The organism is Hymenobacter bucti, assembly GCF_042681145.1.
GTDB lineage: Bacteria > Bacteroidota > Bacteroidia > Cytophagales > Hymenobacteraceae > Hymenobacter > Hymenobacter bucti.
The window spans coordinates 1341689-1359291 of the sequence record NZ_JBHUFD010000001.1; the positions used below are offsets into that span (position 1 = coordinate 1341689).

The 17603-nt window shown below is 60.8% G+C and carries 11 protein-coding genes and 1 tRNA gene; 9 read left to right on the top strand and 3 right to left on the bottom strand.

The window, feature by feature from the left end:
- Positions 1 to 71 precede the first annotated feature (71 nt).
- The 3 genes from ACFSDX_RS05485 to ACFSDX_RS05495 all read left to right on the top strand — a co-directional run bounded on the left by ACFSDX_RS05485 (position 72) and on the right by ACFSDX_RS05495 (position 7613).
- Positions 72 to 3677 (top strand): outer membrane beta-barrel protein, encoded by a 3606-nt coding sequence (locus tag ACFSDX_RS05485; RefSeq protein ID WP_382312199.1) that lies wholly within the window; start codon positions 72 to 74, stop codon positions 3675 to 3677.
- Positions 3678 to 4014: 337 nt separating this feature from the next.
- Positions 4015 to 7371: a TonB-dependent receptor gene (locus ACFSDX_RS05490; protein ID WP_382312323.1), complete on the top strand. Its 3357-nt coding sequence runs from the start codon at positions 4015 to 4017 to the stop codon at positions 7369 to 7371.
- Positions 7372 to 7539: 168 nt separating this feature from the next.
- Positions 7540 to 7613: transfer RNA gene (locus ACFSDX_RS05495), tRNA-Ala, on the top strand.
- Positions 7614 to 7676: 63 nt separating this feature from the next.
- Here ACFSDX_RS05495 and ACFSDX_RS05500 read toward each other — a convergent pair.
- The gene (locus ACFSDX_RS05500) at positions 7677 to 8135 is read right to left on the bottom strand and encodes a Fur family transcriptional regulator (RefSeq protein WP_382312201.1); all 459 of its coding nucleotides are present in this window, start codon (positions 8133 to 8135) and stop codon (positions 7677 to 7679) included.
- 125 nt (positions 8136 to 8260) lie between these two features.
- Between ACFSDX_RS05500 and ACFSDX_RS05505 the strand changes: the two genes are divergently transcribed.
- The gene (locus ACFSDX_RS05505; RefSeq protein ID WP_382312202.1) at positions 8261 to 9904 is read left to right on the top strand and encodes an ArnT family glycosyltransferase; all 1644 of its coding nucleotides are present in this window, start codon (positions 8261 to 8263) and stop codon (positions 9902 to 9904) included.
- 9 nt (positions 9905 to 9913) lie between these two features.
- Positions 9914 to 10831: a lysylphosphatidylglycerol synthase transmembrane domain-containing protein gene (locus ACFSDX_RS05510; RefSeq protein ID WP_382312203.1), complete on the top strand. Its 918-nt coding sequence runs from the start codon at positions 9914 to 9916 to the stop codon at positions 10829 to 10831.
- Positions 10832 to 10833: 2 nt separating this feature from the next.
- Here the strand turns inward: ACFSDX_RS05510 and ACFSDX_RS05515 are convergent, their stop codons facing one another.
- Positions 10834 to 11637: a carbohydrate deacetylase gene (locus ACFSDX_RS05515; protein WP_382312204.1), complete on the bottom strand. Its 804-nt coding sequence runs from the start codon at positions 11635 to 11637 to the stop codon at positions 10834 to 10836.
- A gap of 69 nt (positions 11638 to 11706) precedes the next feature.
- Positions 11707 to 12708, bottom strand: a complete 1002-nt coding sequence (locus ACFSDX_RS05520; protein ID WP_382312205.1) for a glycosyltransferase family 2 protein — start codon at positions 12706 to 12708, stop codon at positions 11707 to 11709.
- 182 nt (positions 12709 to 12890) lie between these two features.
- Here ACFSDX_RS05520 and mrdA point away from each other — a divergent pair, with 182 nt between their 5' ends.
- The 4 genes from mrdA to ACFSDX_RS05540 all read left to right on the top strand — a co-directional run bounded on the left by mrdA (position 12891) and on the right by ACFSDX_RS05540 (position 17603).
- Entirely contained in the window at positions 12891 to 14732 is a 1842-nt protein-coding gene (gene mrdA, locus ACFSDX_RS05525; protein WP_382312206.1) for a penicillin-binding protein 2, read from the top strand.
- Complete coding sequence (gene rodA, locus ACFSDX_RS05530; RefSeq protein ID WP_382312207.1) at positions 14733 to 16037, top strand: rod shape-determining protein RodA; 1305 nt, start codon at positions 14733 to 14735, stop codon at positions 16035 to 16037.
- A gap of 214 nt (positions 16038 to 16251) precedes the next feature.
- On the top strand, positions 16252 to 16980 hold the full coding sequence (locus ACFSDX_RS05535) for a dioxygenase family protein (protein WP_382312208.1): 729 nt from the start codon (positions 16252 to 16254) through the stop codon (positions 16978 to 16980).
- A 98-nt stretch (positions 16981 to 17078) separates the two neighbouring features.
- Complete coding sequence (locus ACFSDX_RS05540) at positions 17079 to 17603, top strand: hypothetical protein (RefSeq protein ID WP_382312209.1); 525 nt, start codon at positions 17079 to 17081, stop codon at positions 17601 to 17603.

The window sequence follows — 17603 nt, forward strand, 5'->3', positions numbered from 1 at the left end:
TAGGGGGTGGGCGGGGCTGGTACCTTTGTAGTGCTATTAGTTCCGCTTTTTTTACCTCTTTTCAGCCCCCTATGAAGTTACTATACCTGCGACACACCCTGTTGCTGCTCTTGCTGCTCACGGCCCACCTAGGCTGGGGCCAGGGCGCTACTACGGCCGCGATGAGCGGCACCATCACCGACAGCAAGGGCGAGAAGCTGCCCGGCGCCACGGTTGTTGCCGTGCACACGCCCACCAACACGCAGTACGTGGCCCCGACCAACGCCGACGGCCGCTTCAACATCCAGAACATGCGCGTGGGTGGGCCTTACACCGTGAAGGTCACCTTCGTAGGCTTTCAGGACTACACCCGCACCGGCATCAGCCTCACGCTGGCCGAAAACTTCCGCCTCGATGCCAAGCTGGGCGAGGCCAGCACCGAGCTAACCGAGCTCACCGTGACCGGCCGCCGCGACGTGGTGATGAACGCCGACCACACCGGTGCCGCCACCACGGTGCAGCGCGAAGCCATCGAGCGCCTGCCTACGCTGAACCGCTCGTTCAACGACTTCACCCGTCTCACGCCGCAGGCCAGCGGCCAGAGCTTCGGGGGCCGCAACACGGGCTTCAATAACATCACCATCGACGGGGCTATTTTCAATAACTCCTTCGGCTTGTCGTCCACGGTGGGCGGCCAAGCGGGTGCGCAGCCCATCTCGATTGACGCCATTGACCAGATTCAGGTGAGCATCGCGCCCTTCGACGTGCGCCAGGGCTCCTTCACGGGCGCGGGCATCAACGCCGTCACGCGCAGCGGCAGCAACCGCGTGTCGGCCTCGGTCTACGGCTTTTACCGCGACCAGAGCCTGGTGGGTAAAAAAGTCGGCAACGTATCGTCGGCCTACCCCAACTTCGACCTCAAAAACTTTGGCTTCCGCATCGGCGGGCCCATCGTGAAGGACAAGCTGTTCTTCTTCGTGAACGCTGAGCGCGAGCTGCGTAATGCGCCGCCCGCCGGCAACTTCCGCGCCTCAAATCCCGGCGAAGCCATCACGGCTACCACATCGGCCGCCACCAACCAGGACCTCGCCGCCCTGTCGCGCTTCTTGCAGGAGCGCTACGGCTACGCCACCGGCGCCTACCAAGACTACCAGCTGCGCCAGAACAGCGACAAGATTACGGCGCGCCTCGACTGGAACATCAGCCCCAACAACCGCTTCAACATCAAGTACAACTACCTGAAGTCGTACGCTGACATCTCACCCAGCTCCAGCGGCGCGGTGGGCGTGCGGGCCCAGAGCCAGTTTGGCTTGCCCTTCCAGTCGGCCTACTACACGATTAACAACAACCTGAACTCGATTATCGCCGAGTTGAACTCGACCCTAGGGCACGGCAAGTTTTCGAACAACCTGACGGCGGGTTACTCAGCCTTCCGCGACTTCCGCTCGACGCTTTCCTCGGAGTTTCCGCTGGTTGACATCGGCACCAACGTGGGCCTCACGGCCTTCCCCACGGCCGCTAACCCCAACCCAGCGTACTCGGCGCCCACGGCCACGCTCACCTCGTTTGGCTACGAGCCATTCACAGCCGGTAACGTGCTGAACACCGACGTGTACCAGATTGGCGACAACTTCACGGCCTACCTAGGTAAGCACAACGTGACGGTGGGCACATACAACGAGTTTTACAAGTTCAAGAACGGCTTTGCGCCCAACTACAACGGCTTGTATCGCTACAACTCGCTGGAGGACTTCTACAACGCAAGCGGCTACGCCTACGACCGCAGCAACGGCCAGTACAGCGCCTACTCGGCTACCAACCCCAGCCCCGGCCGCGAAAACGCGTCGGTATACCGCTTGCAGTACTCGGCCGATGGCAGCGGCCAGATTCCGTTTGCCTACGTGAACGCCCAGCAGTACGGCCTGTATTTGCAGGATGAGTACACGCCGATTCCGAACCTGAAGGTGACGGTGGGCATCCGGGCCGACCTGCCCGTGATTGCCAACAACCTGCCCCAGAACCCCTACGTGGGCGGCCCCGAGGCCGGCGGCACGTCGGCTGCCCTCAGCTTCCGCAATGGCTTGCAGCTGAATACGGGCCAGATTCCGAAGCGCACGGTGCTCTACTCGCCCCGCATCGGCTTTAACTGGGACGTGAAGGACGACCGCAAAACGCAGGTGCGCGGCGGTACGGGCATCTTCACGGGCCGCGTACCCTACGTGCTGATTTCCAACCAGGCCAGCAACAACGGCATCCTGTTTGGCGCGCTCGACGCCACGGCCAGCGGCAACCCCAACATCCTGACGGGCCAAAACGCCAGCCCCACGGTGGCTTACCCCTTCAGCCCCAACGTGAACCAGTACCGGCCCACCACGGCCGCGGCGGCCCCCACCGGCTACAACCTGGCCGTGACCGACCGCAACTTCCAGTTTCCGCAGGTGTGGCGCTCGAACCTGGCCGTGGACAAGGAGCTGTTCGGTGGCCTGATTGGCACGGTAGAGGCGTTGTATACCAAGGATATAAACGCCTTGATGTTTGAGAACGTGAACTTGCCTAACCCCGTGCGCAACGCGGCGGGCAATGCCCAGGGCGGCGATACCCGCCCGATTTTTTACAGCTTCAGCGGCACGCCCAACGCCAACGGCCTCGTCACGAGCACGCCCTACAACCGCATCTACGGCCTCCTAGGTACCGCTTCGGCGCCCACCAACACCGCTACCAGCCCCAACATCACGGATGCCATCCTGATGCGCAACACCAACAAAGGCTACTCGTACTCGCTCACCGGCCAGCTCCAAAAGAGCTTCAGCAACGGCCTGTTTGCCAGCCTGGCCTACACCTACACCGACTCGCGCTCGGTAAACGACGGTGGCTCGACCCCGACCAACATCTGGCGCGACCGCTTCGTGAGCGGCGACCCCAACGCCGAGGCGCTCAGCTACTCGAGCTACCTGCAGCAGCACCGCATTGTGGCCGCTGTGTCGTACCGCCGCGAGTATCTCAAGCACCTAGGTACCACGCTGTCGGCCTTCTACGTGGGCGCGCCGGCCTTTGCCAACGGCTCGAGCCGCTTTAGCTACACCTACGCCGGCGACATGAACGGCGACGGCCAGACCGTGAACGACCTCGTGTACATTCCGCGCAGCGCCAGCGACATCAACCTGCTTGATATTGCCATCAACGACACCCGCGCGGCAGGCGGCGGCGCGGCGGCCCGCATCGGTACCTACACCGCTGCCCAGCAGTATGCCGACCTCGACGCCTACATCAGCCAGGACCCTTACCTGAGCAAGCACCGCGGCGAATACATGGAGCGCAACGGTGCCCAAAACCCCTGGCAGCACCAGGTAGACATCAAGCTGCTGCAAGACATCTTCACCAACATCGGCAAGGACCGCAATACCCTGCAGCTAACAGTGGACATCTTCAACGTGGGCAACCTAGTGAACAAGAACTGGGGCCGCGCGCAGTTTGCCAACCGCACGGCGCTGCTCTCCTACCAGGGCTACAACGCAGCCGGCCAGCCCGTATTCACGTTTCCCTACCTGGTAGCTCCCACCGTGACGCGCGGCAGCGGCTCCACGCCCGGCGTGATTTCGGCCGCCGGCACCCCGCTCTCGACCACCTACCGCGACGACGTAACGGGCCTGGCCTCGCGCTGGCAGATGCAGCTGGGTGTGCGCTACATATTCAACTAATAATTCTATTTGACCGGGCAGTTTAGAACTGCCTTTTTAAAAGAGCCAGCGAACTAAGAGTTTCGCTGGCTCTTTTTATGGCCTAGGGTAGCGATAAGTAACAAACGCGTAACATTGGAATGGATAGGAGCTAATCGCTGGATTATGTGTACGTTGCTGACACGTTAATGCCGGGCTATAATTGAAGCCAGGCTTTTTTTGCTTTTATGAAAGCTTCCTAAAGCCAGTGGCTTGGGGGCATCATGTACCTTTGTGCGTGTATTGATAAATGCGCGCTTTTTACCTTTTTACCTATTTTATGAAAAAACTACATCTACGACACTTTACTCTGTTGGTGATGTTGCTGTTCACAGCTCATTTGGGATGGGGCCAGGTGACCACCAGTAGCTTGACCGGCATCATCAAGGATGAGAAAGGCGAAGCTTCCATTGGGGCCACGGTTCGGGCAGTTCACACGCCTAGCGGGACTACATATGGCGTCGCAACGAATGGCGAGGGGCGCTTCACAATTGCAAACATGCGAATTGGCGGACCTTATACGGTAGAAATATCCTATGTTGGTTATAACAATCAAAAGCGCGACGGCATTGTCCTTCAACTAGGCCAGCCCTATGTACTTAATGTAACATTGCTGGCCTCAGTTTCTGAATTGCAAGAGGTTACGGTAACGGCCACAAGCCCGCGCTCGATTTTGAACTCGGATAAAACGGGCGCCATCACGACGGTTGACCGCACGGCATTACAACGCCTGCCCTCTATTACGCGTAGCCTCAACGACTTCACGCGCCTCACGCCGCAGGCTGGTCCCAACGGGGCCGTTGGTGGAGGAAGCAACCGCTCTAACTACTTCAGCGTGGATGGCTCAGACTTCAACAACAACTTTGGCATTGGGGGCAACCTACCGGCCGGTGGCTCGCCCATCTCGCTGGACGCTATCGAGGAAATTTCCATCAACGTCACTCCCTTCGACGTGCGCCAGTCGGGCTTCACGGGAGCCGCTATCAATGCCGTGACGCGGGCGGGCACCAACGATTTTTCGGGCTCGGCATATGGCTACTTCAACAATCAGAAGTTCCGGGGCGACCGCGTGGGTTCGCAAAATGTGGTTCTGCAAGACCAGCGTTTTTACCAGTATGGTGCTCGCCTAGGTGGCCCCATTATCAAGAATAAGCTGTTCTTCTTCGTCAACTTCGAGAAAGAAGAAAACCGCACTCCCGGCCAGCAGCGCGTAGCGGCTACCGATGCGGCCCCCTTCGGTAGTGGCAACATCAACATAGCCCGTCCTACTGCTACTCAGTTGGATAATATTGCGAATGTGCTGCGTACCAAATATGGCTATGACCCCGGTGCTTACCAAGGCTACAGCTTCCTGGCCCCGCGTACCAAAATCCTGGGTCGTATTGACTGGAACATCGCCCAGAATCACCACTTCAACGTGCGCTACAGCCAGGTAGAAGGCCAGAGCCCCAGCTTCCCCAGCACCTCGCGCAGCCCCTACGGCAACTACGTATTCCCTAACGGGTCGGGTGGCTTCCAGAATGGTAGCGGCAACCGCCAGAATAATACGGCGCTGTTCTTCCAGAACTCTAACTACTTCCAAGAGGCAAACTTCTACTCACTGGCAGCTGAACTGAACTCGACCTTCGGTAAAAAAGGCAGCACCACCAACACCTTGCGCGGCACTTATACCCGCCAGAACGACCCCCGTAGCTCGCCCAACAGCCAGTTGTTCCCCTTCGTGGACATCCTGGAAGGAGGTACCCCCTTTACTTCATTCGGCACCGAGCCCTTTACCTACGGCAACCTGCGCGATGTAAAGATTTATTCTGTTAAGGATGATTTTAACTGGGTGCTAGGCCGTAACAACTTCACGGCGGGCTACCAGGGTGACTTCAGCGAAACCAAAAACGGTTTCCAGCGCTTCGGCACGGGTTACTACACGTTCGCTTCCGTAAACGACTTCCTCAATAACGGCCTCCCCGTTGACTTCGGTATTACCTATTCGCTGACTCCCGGGTATGCTCAGGCGTTCCCGACTTTTAAGTACCAGCAGCACGCCCTGTACTTGCAGGATGAGATTGCCGTATCGGACCGCCTGCGTATTACGCCCGGCATCCGGGTTGACCTGACGCACTATGCCAACACCTTGCGTGCTTTCCCGCTGGTAGCCGGCCTAACCTATGCCAACAACGAGAAGATTGACGTAGCTGCTCTCCCGAGCAATCAAGTCTTGTACTCGCCTCGCATAGGGTTCAACCTTGACGTGCTGGGTGACCGCACCCTGCAACTGCGTGGTGGTACGGGCATCTTCACGGGCCGCGTGCCCTACGTCTGGATTGTGAGCCAAGCTGGCGACGCTGGCACGCTGCAAATCACGCAGACGTATGGTGCTTCAACTGGCAGCAGCAACCCTACTGTGCCAGGTCCTTTCAACCCCGACCCTACGGCCTACCGCCCGGCTACGGCACCGACCCCTGGCACCGTCATTCCGAGCACCACCTCCTCGCTGGCCCAAAACTTCCGCTTCCCCCAAACCTGGAAGAGCAGCCTAGCGGTAGATGCTAAACTGCCCGGCGGCGTTGTAGGTACGGTAGAGGCGATTGTAAACCGCGAAATCAACGCGGCTATCTTCCGCAATGCGAACCTGGTGGCCCCGACGGCACTCAATGGTAATACTGCTAGCGGAACCTATCCAGATGCCCGTCTGATTTACCCTGGCACCAATTCCACCAAGTACGTGAATGCCCTAACCCCTGCTGGGCAGCCTGTGCCTACCGGCACGACTACGGGCACGGGAGCGTACAATGCCATTGTGCTCGACAATGCTTCGCGCGGTTACTACTTCTCCTTGACTGGTAAGCTAGACAAGCAGTTTAACCGCAACCTGTTTGGTTCGCTGGCTTACACGTATACCGATTCGAAAAACCTCTTCGACGGTGGCGGCGACCAGCCGCTGTCGGCTTGGCAGAGCACGGCTACCGTAAACGGGGCCAACAATCTTGGCCTGGGCTACAACGGTAACACGCTGCCCCACCGCGTAATCGCTTCGCTTTCGTATCGCGCCGAATACCTAGGCCACCTGGGCACTACGTTTTCGTTCTTCTACGAGGGTGTCTCGCAGGGCCGCTACTCCTACCTGTACTCGTCCGACTTTAACCGTGACGGTGCCAACGCGGACCTGATTTACATCCCGAATAATCCTTCGGAAATCACCTTCGTGAATATCCCCACGAGCGCGACTAACGCAACCCCGCTGTTCACGGTTCAGCAGCAGAGCGATGCCTTCTTCGCCTTCATCGACCAAGACCCTTACCTGAGCAAGCACAAGGGCCAGTACGCCGAGCGCAACGGGGCGAAATTACCCTGGCGCAACCAGATTGACGTGAAAGTTCTGCAAGATATTTTCACGAATATTGGCGGCAAGCGTAACTCGCTGCAACTAAGCCTAGACATTTTCAACCTAGGTAACCTGCTCAACAATAACTGGGGTCGCATTCAGCAGCTCACGTTCAACAACACGGCTATTCTGGAGCCAGTATCTGCCCCTAACACCAGTGCTACCGGTGCGCGGCCAACTTTCCGCATGACCCGTGATAACGTGACTAACCAGCTATTGAGCACCACGTTCCGCGATGCAGTAACTCTGTCATCGACTTACTACATGCAGATTGGCTTGCGCTACTCGTTTAACTAAGTTACCCTAATAAGTAAGCAAAAATGGGTGGGGATATTCCCCGCCCATTTTTTTTGCGCCTGATTGCGGGCGAGTTACGAAGAATCATGCTGCCTATGTTTGCAGGAGTAGATTATTGCCGTACTTTTGCACAACCAAAACGCAAATGGCGCTGCGGTTATCAAAAAAGGGGGATTAGCTCAGCTGGCTAGAGCGCTTGCATGGCATGCAAGAGGTCATCGGTTCGACTCCGATATTCTCCACTCCCTTTTATAAAAAAGGCACCTCCTGCGAGGTGCCTTTTTTGTTTTTAGTTCCCTAGGGTATCAGATGGGCTGGCAGAACTGGCACACGCCCGATAGCAGGAAATCGCGCCGCTCGGCCTGGAAGCCGCCGGGTAGCTGCACCACCGGAATGGCGACCTGGCTGAGGCAGTAGGTGTGGTGGCAGGTGCCGCATTTGAAATGTACGTGGTTGTCGAAGTGGGCCTGGGCGCTGCACTCGATGGAGCAGGCCGCGTAGCGCAGCACATCGGTATCGTCGATGACGCGATGGATAAGACCGTTCTGCTCGAAGCTTTTGAGAGTGCGGTAGAGCGTGATGCGGTCGGTAGCGCCGCCGATTTCCTGCTCAATCTCGGCCCCAGTGAGGGCGTAGCCCTTGCCCGACACGGCGGCCAGCACGGCGCGGCGCACGGGCGTTTGGCGCAGGCCGTGGCGCAGCAGCGTTTGGGTAAGGCGGTCGTGGGCGGCGGGCGGCGGGGTGGCAGTAGCGGGGGCGGGCATACGTCAAATGTAGGAGCAATACAGCTTCTTTAAACACCAGCGGCCGGCCCAGGGTTCGCAGGGCCAGTACCTTTGCGGGGCGGTGCCGCTACCTGGGGGCACCGCCCTACTCCTAAGCTTACGCAGTGATAGAATCTGTTGCCCACCGACTACTAGCGGCGCTGGGCCGGCGGCCGGGGCTGCTGGCAGTGCTCACGCTGGCGCTCGCCCTGCCCGTGCTGCTCCTCAATATCGGCCGCATGCCGCTGCTGGTCGATGAGCCCATTCGGGCGCTGGTGGCGCTGGAAATGCACTACTCGGGGCACTTCTTCCAGCCTACCTTGCAAGGGCTGCCCTATTACAACAAGCCGCCGCTGTTCAACTGGCTGCTGATTGCGCTGTTTCGCCTCACGGGGCGGCAGGATGAGTTGATTCTGCGCCTGCCCACGGTGGCGGCGCTGCTACTGTACTGCGCGGCCATCTGGCGGGTACTGCGGCCGCGCCTAGGTGGCAAAACGGCCTTCACGGTAGCGCTGGCGTTTGCCACCACCGGGCGGGTGCTGTTCTACGACTCCTTCTTTGGGCTGATTGATATGTGGCACGCGGGGCTGACGTGGCTGGGCTTTATGGCCATTTGGCACTATGGCGGGCGCGGGCAGTGGGTGCGGCTGTTTGTGGTTACCTACCTGCTCACGGCGGTGGGCTTTCTGCTGAAAGGGCTGCCGTCGGTGGTATTTCAGGGCATTGCCTTGTTGGTTTATTGTATCGATACCCGGCAGTGGCGGCGGCTTTTTGGCTGGCAGCACGTGCTGGGCGGGCTGATGCTGCTGGCAGTGGTGGGCACCTATTTTTTGATTTATAGCCGCCACAACTCGCTCGATGTGGCCCTGAAAACGTTGTGGTCGCAGTCGAGCCAGCGCACGGTGGCGGCCCAGCCTCTGGCCGAGTCGGTGCGCTACGTGCTGCTGTTTCCGTTCGACTTCATCAAGCACTTTCTGCCCTGGACCTTGCTCGTGCTGTGCCTAGCGCGGCGCGAATTGCGGGCGGCGGTGTGGCGCGAGCCCTTTTTGCGCTACAATGCGCTGCTGTTCGTGGCCATTTTGCCGGTGTACTGGCTGTCGCCGGCCACCATTCCGCGCTACCTGTTTATGCTGGTGCCGCTGCTGCTCACGGTTGTTGTTCCACTATACTACCAGTTGCAACCCACGCGGGCCTGGCCCACGCGCTGGCTCGACGGGCTGCTGCTAGGCACGCTGTTGCTGAGTAGCCTGTTGGTGCTGGGTGCGCCGCTGGCGCGCCTGACTCCGGCGCTGGCGGGCGCGCCCCAAGTCGTGCTGGCCCGCCTGGTGCCCGGCGCTTGGACCTGGAGCCTGGGGCTAGGAGTGGTGCTGCTCGGCCTGGTGTACTTATTCTGGAAGCTGATTGACTATCGGCTGCTGCTTCTAGGGTACTTTCTGCTGGTGCTGCGGCTGGCGTTCGATGTGTTCGTGTTTCCGGCCCGCCTGCAAACATCGGCCGAAGTAGCGTACCGCACGGCGGCACTGCGCGTGGGCCGCGAAACGCGCGGCCGGCCCCTGATTTTGCTGCGCCACTCGCGTCTCGATGATGTGGAGGCCTTCTACATCACCCGCGAGCGGGGGCAAACCTTACAACAAGACTCCTTGCCGGCTCGACCCGGCTACCTCTACCTAGGGCAGGTGAAGCAGCTGCGCGGCCTGCACTACCGCACGCTCGACGAGTTTGTGATTGACGGTAATCAGCGCTTCCGCCTGGTAGAAATCGAGCCGTAGCACCTTGCGATGACAGACAAATTACAAGCACCCGCCAGCTTACCAGCCGAAACCGCACCCGCGCCGGCCTGGCGCCGCCACGCGTTGCTGCTGGCCAAGCTCGCCTTTATGGCCGGGGCGCTTTGGCTGGTGGCCCGCCACCTCGATTTGCCCGCTCTGGGGCGCACGCTGCGCGGCGCCCGGCCGGGCTGGCTGGCCGTGGCTACGGGCTTGTTCATCGTCTCAAAATTGATTTCATCGATACGGCTCAACCACTTTTTTCGGGCCGTGGACATCCGCTTGCCCGAGGGCTATAACTTGCGGCTGTACTGGCTGGGTATGTACTACAACCTGTTTTTACCGGGCGGTATTGGGGGCGACGGCTACAAGGTGTACCTGCTGGGGCGGCAGTTTCCGGGGCGGCGGGCCGTCATTTTTCGGGCGCTGCTGCTCGATAGGCTCAGCGGTATGGTGGCGCTGCTGGTGCTGTTGCTGCTCTTGTTTGCTGGCACTAGCTACTCCGGTTGGTGGCGAGGGGGGGCGCTGGCGCTGGTGCCGCTGGGCCTGGGGCTGAGCTATGGCCTGGGGCGCTGGCTGTTTGGTCCTTTCCGGCCGGCCTTTGGGCGCACTTCGTGGCAGGCGTTGGGGGTGCAGGGGGCGCAGGTGCTGTGCGCGTGGGCGCTGCTGGCGGCCCTAGGGGCGGCTCACGGCCCGGTGCTGCCCTACTTGCTGGTGTTCCTGGCCTCGTCGGTGGCGGCGGTGCTGCCGTTCACGGTGGGCGGGCTGGGCGCGCGTGAGCTCACGTTTCTCTACGGCGCCAAGCTGTTTGGGCTGGCCCCGGGCGTGGCCGTGAGCGTAAGCGTGCTATTCTACGTCATCACGGCCGTCGTGTCGCTGGTAGGAGCGTTTGTGCGCTTAGGTGCTGAGGAACCCGTTAGCGAGCCGTAGGACTAGATGGCCGCGTAGCTCACCAACTCGCCGCCCAACTCGCGCAGCAGTTCCCGCGCCTCTCCGCTGCGCCAAAACTCATATTCCGGCACGCGCATGAGCGGCGAACCGGGGCGCTCGCTCAGCCCTGGGTGGCTCATAAACTCGGCCACCCGCACCCCCGGCTGGAATGCCGCCGCCACGCCCCGCTGAAACGCGGCCGCGCTGGCCGCTTCCGTAGAGAAGGTAGTTATCAACGCCTGCGGCGTGCGAAACGGACCTAGGGCGCCCTGGCTGGTTTTGGCAAACGCTTGCAGCACCAGGCCACGGCCATCGAGCCGGCCCGCCGCCGTGAGGCGGCGCACCCGCGGCACGCCCAGGTCGGCGAGTATGCGCAGTAGGGCCGGGCCCAGCAGCGGGTACTGGTGTAGGTGCTGGTGGCTGTCGGCGTGGGTCAGGGCCAGGCCGGCCGCGGCTAGGTGCGCCAGCTGCGCGGCTACCTCCAGGTGCAGCTCGGTGCGGCGCACCTTGCCTTGCAAAAACCGCTGCCACAGCTGGCTGGAGGGGTAAAACTGCCCCTCGGCATTCACCAAAGAAGGCACTTGCGAGGCCGCGCTCAGCGGCTGGCCGGCGTTCAGGGTCAGGTGCAGGCCCACCGAGAGGGTGGGGGAGGCCAGCCGGGCCAGCGCCCGCAGCTCGGCCGCGCTGGCAAAGTTGGCCATCACCGTGGTGCTGCTCACCTGCCCCGCCGCCCCCAGCTCCAGAATGGCCTGGGTGGCGGGCGCATCCCAGCCATAGTCGTCGCAGTTGATAATCAGCTTTTTCATTTAACAGTTAGCAATTAACATTTAACAGGTTAGGGATCAATGTTCTGACAAGCTGTTAAATGTGACTAGCTAACTGATAAATGACGAAGCTACCTGCCGCACCACGTAGGGCGAGCGCGATTGGCGCGAGTAGTAGATGTACATCCCGATTTCAGCCAGCACGCCGAAGCAGAGCAGAAAAATGCCGCCTAGGAGCAGGAACAGGCTAAAAATGAACTCCAGCGGGTAGGTGCCGAAGATGTTGAGCTTGAAGAATATCGAGCGCACCAGAAACTGCCCCGCCAGCCCGCCGCCCAGCAGCAGGCTCAGCAAGCCCGCCACCCCAAAGAGCCGGAACGGCTTGCGCCCGTGCACGATGAAAAAGCGCAGAATAAACAGGTCGAGGATGACGTAGAAGAGCTTGCTAATCTTGTAGTTGCTCTGGCCAAACTGCCGCTCGTGAATCTCAATCGGAAACTCGCAGTAGCGCAAGCCCTTGCGCGCCACCAGCGCCCCCAGGAAGCGGTGGGCATCGCCGAGTAGCTCCACGTTCTTCACCAGGTAGCTGCGATACGCTTTGTAAGTAGCCCCGAAGTAGCGCAGCTGCACCCCCGACAACCGCCGAATGATGCCGTGCGCCGTGGTGGCTAGCGCCGTAGCTATCGGCCCCTCGGGGCGCTTGGCCTTGGCGCCGCCCACCATGTCGTAGCCCTCGTTGATGAGGCTGATGAACTGCGGAATGTAGGCCGGGTCGTGCTGCAAGTCGCCGTCCATGGCAATGATGACCTCGCCGCGGGCGCGCTCGAAGCCCACGCGCAGGCTGATGGTCTGGCCGTAGTTGCCGGCCAGGTCGATGGCCACCAGGTGGCGGTCGTGGGCGGCCAGCTCCTGCATCAGCTGCCAGCTCTGGTCGCGGCTGCCGTCGTTGACGAGGATGAGCTCGTAGTCGTAGCCGTGCTGGTTCATCACGGCGGCCACGCGGCTCACGAGCTGGCCCACGTTGGCAACTTCGTTGTAGAGCGGCGCCACCACCGAAATGAGGCCGGTGAAAGCGGTGTTAGCAGTAGGCGTGGCGAGCGAGGGCATGGACATAAGTACCCGCAAAGGTACCAAGCAGTAGCGCGGACTTTTAGTCCGCGAGTCCTCGGCGCCATCATGCGCAGACTGAAAGTACGTGCCACCGCCGAGCGATGGGCTTATTCGGCGTTCGGCTTGCAAAATTCGGAGCCTAGCCGCGGCTCTAGGCCGTAACTTTGTAGACTATACCATAAGCTATGCAATATTTAGAAGGCCGGCGCTACGTGGTGATGGCCATTTTTATCGTGGTGGGATTGCTGTTCGCGGGGCGGCTGTTCTACCTTCAGGTACTAGACGATTCCTACAAAGTAGCGGCCGACCGCAACACCTTGCAGCGGCAGGTGCAGATACCCTACCGCGGGCTCATCTATGACCGGCACGACTCGCTGCTGGTGCAAAACACGCCCGTGTACGACCTAGTGGTGGTGCCCCGCGAGGTGAAGGGCCTCGACTCGGCCAAGTTTTGCCGGGTCATGCAGCTTTCCCTGGAGGACTTGCGCCTGGGGCTGCGCTTTGCCAAAAAATACTCGCGGGTGAAGCCCTCGCCGCTGCTCCAAAACCTGAGTACGCCCGAGCTGGCCGCCATTCAGGACAACCTGATTGACTTTCCGGGCTTTCGGGTGCAGGCGCGCATGGCGCGGGCCTACCGCACCCAAAACCTGGCGCACGCCCTCGGGTACGTGGGTGCCATCACGCCGGCCTTCCTCGAAAAGCCGAAATACGCTAAGTATCAGCCCGGCGAAAACGTGGGCATCTCGGGCCTCGAAGCCTACTACGAATCGACCCTGATGGGCCAGCGCGGCGTGCAGTACCGGCTGGTAAACGTGCGCGGCATTGATAAAGGCGCGTTTCACGGCGGTGAGTTCGACACGCTCTCGGTGGCGGGGCAGGACCTGCACCTCAGCATCGACGCCGAGCTACAGGCTTACGGCGAAACGCTGCTGGCCGGGCGCCGCGGCTCCATTGTGGCCATCGACCCCCGGACGGGCGAGATTCTTTGCTTCGTGTCAGCGCCGCACTACGAGCCTCAGATGCTGACCGGCAAAGGCATGGGCAACCGCTACATGGACCTGCTCAAAAACCCCAACCGCCCGCTCTTCGACCGCCCGCTGATGGCGACTTATCCGCCCGGCTCGGTCTTCAAGATAGTGAATGAGCTGGTGGCCATGCAGCTGGGCGTGGTGGGTCCGGCCACGGGCTTTCCCTGCAACCAGTCGCTCATCCACTGCACGCACCGCCACGAGTACCCTAGCAATCTCAACGTGGCCATCAAGAACAGCTGCAACCCGTATTTCTACCAGGTGATGCGGGCGGCCGTGGTGCGCCACCAGTCGCCCAACGGCTTCGAGGATGCCCGCCTAGGTCTCGGCCAGTGGCAAAAAATGGTCAAGACCTTCGGCCTGGGCGAGAAGCTGGGCGTGGACATGGGCCAGGAAAAGCGCGGCCTCATCCCCTCGCCCGACTACTACGACAAGCACCTAGGGTACCACAAGTGGAATTTCAAGACCGTGTACTCGCTCAGCATCGGGCAGGGCGAAATCGGTATCACGGGCCTGCAAACGGCCAACGTGATGGCCACCATCGCTAACCGCGGCTACTACTACGCGCCGCACTTTGTGCGCAGCATCGGCAAGGACGGGCAGCCGCTGCCCGAGTACCGCCAGCGCCACTACACGGCCGTCGATACCGCGTTCTTCAAGTACGTCATCCCCGGCATGTGCGAGGTGGTGGACGGGCGCGGCGGCACCGCCCCGCTGGCCTCGCTGCGGCAGTTCGGCATTTCGGTGGCCGGCAAAACCGGCACCGTGCAAAACTCGCACGGCTACGACCACTCGGCCTTCGCCGCCTTTGCCCCGGCCAACAACCCCAAGATTGCCATCGCCGTGTTTATCGAGAACGGCGGCTTTGGGGGCAGCGCCGCTGCCCCGGCCGCTGGCCTGATGATGGAGCGCTACCTGCGCGGCAAAGTAGCCAATTACCACCACCGCATGGAGGACTGGATTAAGTACGGCAACCTGACGCTAAAAGCCCACCACTAGATGCAGGCGACTACTATTCGTTCGTCGCGCAGCATCGATTGGCTTACGGTGCTGCTCTACCTGCTGCTGGTGGGCCTGGGGTGGGTGGCCGTGTACGCGGCCTCCTACACGCCGTCCGCGCCCGATGCGCCGGTGCACTCCATGCGCGAACTGAGCTTTTCGGAGCTCATGGCCTTCAACTGGTTCAAGCAATTAATCTGGATGGGCACCGCTGTGGTGCTCATCGGCGTGCTGCTCGTGGTCGATTACAAGGCCTACGACACCCTGGCCTACGCCCTCTACGGCGGCATGATACTGCTGCTGATACTCACCATCTTCATTGCCCGGCCCATTGCTGGGTCGCGCTCGTGGCTCGAACTGGGGCCGGTGCGCCTGCAGCCGGCCGAGTTTGCCAAGTTTACGACCGCGCTGGCGGCCTCGCGCTTCATGGCCGGCATCAACCTAAGGCAGCAAAACTGGCGCGACCAAGCCGTGCTGGCCGGCCTCACGCTGCTGCCGGTGGCGCTCATTTTGGCCAGTAATGAGACGGGGCAGGCGCTGGTGTTTGCGGCGCTGCTGCTGGCGTTTTTTCGGGAGGGCATGTCGCCGCTCATTTTGCTGCTGCTGGCGGCGGGGGGCGTCATTCTGCTGCTGGCGCTGCTGGTGCCCAAGCTGTGGCTGGTCATTGCGTTCACGGTGCTGCTGCTGGCCGCGTTTGGCCTGAACTCGAAGCTGTGGCGCCACCACTTGCCGCTGAGCATCAGCGTGTGGGCGGCGGTTATCGGCATGGTGTTCGGGGTCGATTTCTTCTTCAACCACGTGCTGCAGCCCCACCAGCGCCAGCGCATCGAGATGCTCATCGACCCTGGCAAAGACCCCCTGGGCAAGGGCTGGAACGTGACCCAGAGCAAAATCGCCCTCGGCTCGGGCGGCTGGCTGGGCAAAGGCTTCCTCAATGGCACCCAAACCAAATTCGACTTCGTGCCCGAGCAGAGCACCGACTTTATCTTCTGCACCGTGGGCGAGGAGTGGGGCTGGGTGGGCTGCCTGGTCGTCATTGGGCTCTACCTCACGCTGCTCTGGCGCATCTTGTTGGTGGCCGAGCGGCAGAAATCGGTATTTGGGCGCACCTACGGCTACTGCGTGGCCAGCATCCTGTTCGTGCACTTCACCGTGAACCTAGGCATGACCATGGGCCTGATGCCGGTGGTGGGCATTCCGCTGCCGTTTTTCAGCTACGGCGGCTCGTCGCTGTGGTCGTTTACCATCCTGCTCTTCACGCTGCTGGCGTTTGATGCCCACCGCAAGCAGGACTTGCTGCGGTAGGGAGCGATGGGCATAATGGTCAATGGGGTAATGAGCGTAATTGGTAATAATCAGATTTAATGCTGATTACTCCCATTATTTATTACGCTCATTACTTATTATTTCCCATCCGTCGAAGCAAAAACCGAAACCGTCGACTAGCCACTAGGTAGGGGAATGCCGCGAAACACCTTTGTGTAGTTATCGCAACATCAGCATCACCACCCCTATCGTCATGGAAAGAAAGCATTTTCTCAAGAGCCTTTTGATGGGCGCCGCCTCGGCCCCGGTTCTGCTCACGGCCTGCGGCAAGGATGACGTAACGCCGACCTCAAGCACCACTACCGGCACCACAACTACCACCACGGGCGGTGCCAGCAGCACCAGTTGCACCGTGGCGCCCACCGAAACCGAAGGGCCTTTCCCCACGCACACGCCCTCGTCCTACGTGCGCAGCGACATCACCGACGGCCGCACGGGCTACAAGCTGACCGCCAAAATCACGATAACCAACAGCGCCAGCAGCTGCGCCGCCCTAGGTGGGGCGCTGGTCGATATCTGGCATTGCGACGCGGCGGGCAATTACTCGGAGTACGGCGGCACCGGCATGCAGAGCACCAACTACACGAGCGTACACTTTCTGCGCGGCCGCCAAACTACCGACTCGGCGGGATTGGTCACCTTCACCAGCATCTTTCCCGGCTGGTACTCGGGCCGCGCCACCCACATCCACGTGCACGTGTACAACGCCAGCGGCACCTCGCTGAAAGTTACCCAGATAGCCTTCCCCGAAGGCACGGGCACGGCGCTGGCCGCCGTTAATGGCTACACCAAGGGCCTGACCGGCTACACCTACAACAAGTCGGACAATATATTTAGCGACGACACGGCGGGCATCGAGATTGCCACCGTCACGGGCAACACCACCGATGGCTTCGTACTCACCATGAATATCGCGGTGTAATTATGGGTAAGGAGGCAATGGGTAATTTGAGTAATGAAAATTGCGTTGCCCATTACTCAAATTACCCATTGCCCCATTACCCATTATTCAAATTACCCATGCCGCCCCGCACCATCACGCTGGCTTACCGCAAGGTTATCGACGCCAATTCGCCCAAGCCCTGGGACAAGTTGGTGCTGGCCGACAGCTACCGCGAGCTGCGGATGCAGGCCCAGCTCTACAACCCCGGCGGGCAGTACCGCACCTTCGGTGAGCTGCTGCACCATGTGCCGGCGGCCGAGCGGCTGCACTTTCTGGTGGGCGGCTCCGTGGGGGGCTACGTGCAGCAGCTCAAGGGCTTGGTGCCCGACATCGTGAACAACGTGGGGCGGTATTTTCTGAAATTCACGCGCTACCAGTTCGAGCTCATCAACTCCGACCTGCACGACCCGGGCAAGCACCAGGTGGCCATCAACTTCTACTCGGAGCCCCTCCACTGGCACGATACCATCGCGCCCTACCTGCTGGTGTCGGATGCCGCGGTGCTCGCCGAAGCCGGCGGCGAAGTACTGACGCACCTTTGCCAGTTGCAGCCCTACCTTACTATTCATGCCTTGCACCCGGCCGCGCCCGCGGCTAGCTAA

Coding starts and splice junctions, on each gene's coding strand:
- ACFSDX_RS05485 (WP_382312199.1), top strand. CDS start 72: ATGAAGTTACTATACCTGCGACACACCCTGTTGCTGCTCTTGCTGCTC.
- ACFSDX_RS05490 (WP_382312323.1), top strand. CDS start 4,015: ATGTTGCTGTTCACAGCTCATTTGGGATGGGGCCAGGTGACCACCAGT.
- ACFSDX_RS05500 (WP_382312201.1), bottom strand. CDS start 8,135: ATGCCCGCCCCCGCTACTGCCACCCCGCCGCCCGCCGCCCACGACCGC.
- ACFSDX_RS05510 (WP_382312203.1), top strand. CDS start 9,914: ATGACAGACAAATTACAAGCACCCGCCAGCTTACCAGCCGAAACCGCA.
- ACFSDX_RS05515 (WP_382312204.1), bottom strand. CDS start 11,637: ATGAAAAAGCTGATTATCAACTGCGACGACTATGGCTGGGATGCGCCC.
- ACFSDX_RS05520 (WP_382312205.1), bottom strand. CDS start 12,708: ATGTCCATGCCCTCGCTCGCCACGCCTACTGCTAACACCGCTTTCACC.
- mrdA (WP_382312206.1), top strand. CDS start 12,891: ATGCAATATTTAGAAGGCCGGCGCTACGTGGTGATGGCCATTTTTATC.
- rodA (WP_382312207.1), top strand. CDS start 14,733: ATGCAGGCGACTACTATTCGTTCGTCGCGCAGCATCGATTGGCTTACG.
- ACFSDX_RS05535 (WP_382312208.1), top strand. CDS start 16,252: ATGGAAAGAAAGCATTTTCTCAAGAGCCTTTTGATGGGCGCCGCCTCG.
- ACFSDX_RS05540 (WP_382312209.1), top strand. CDS start 17,079: ATGCCGCCCCGCACCATCACGCTGGCTTACCGCAAGGTTATCGACGCC.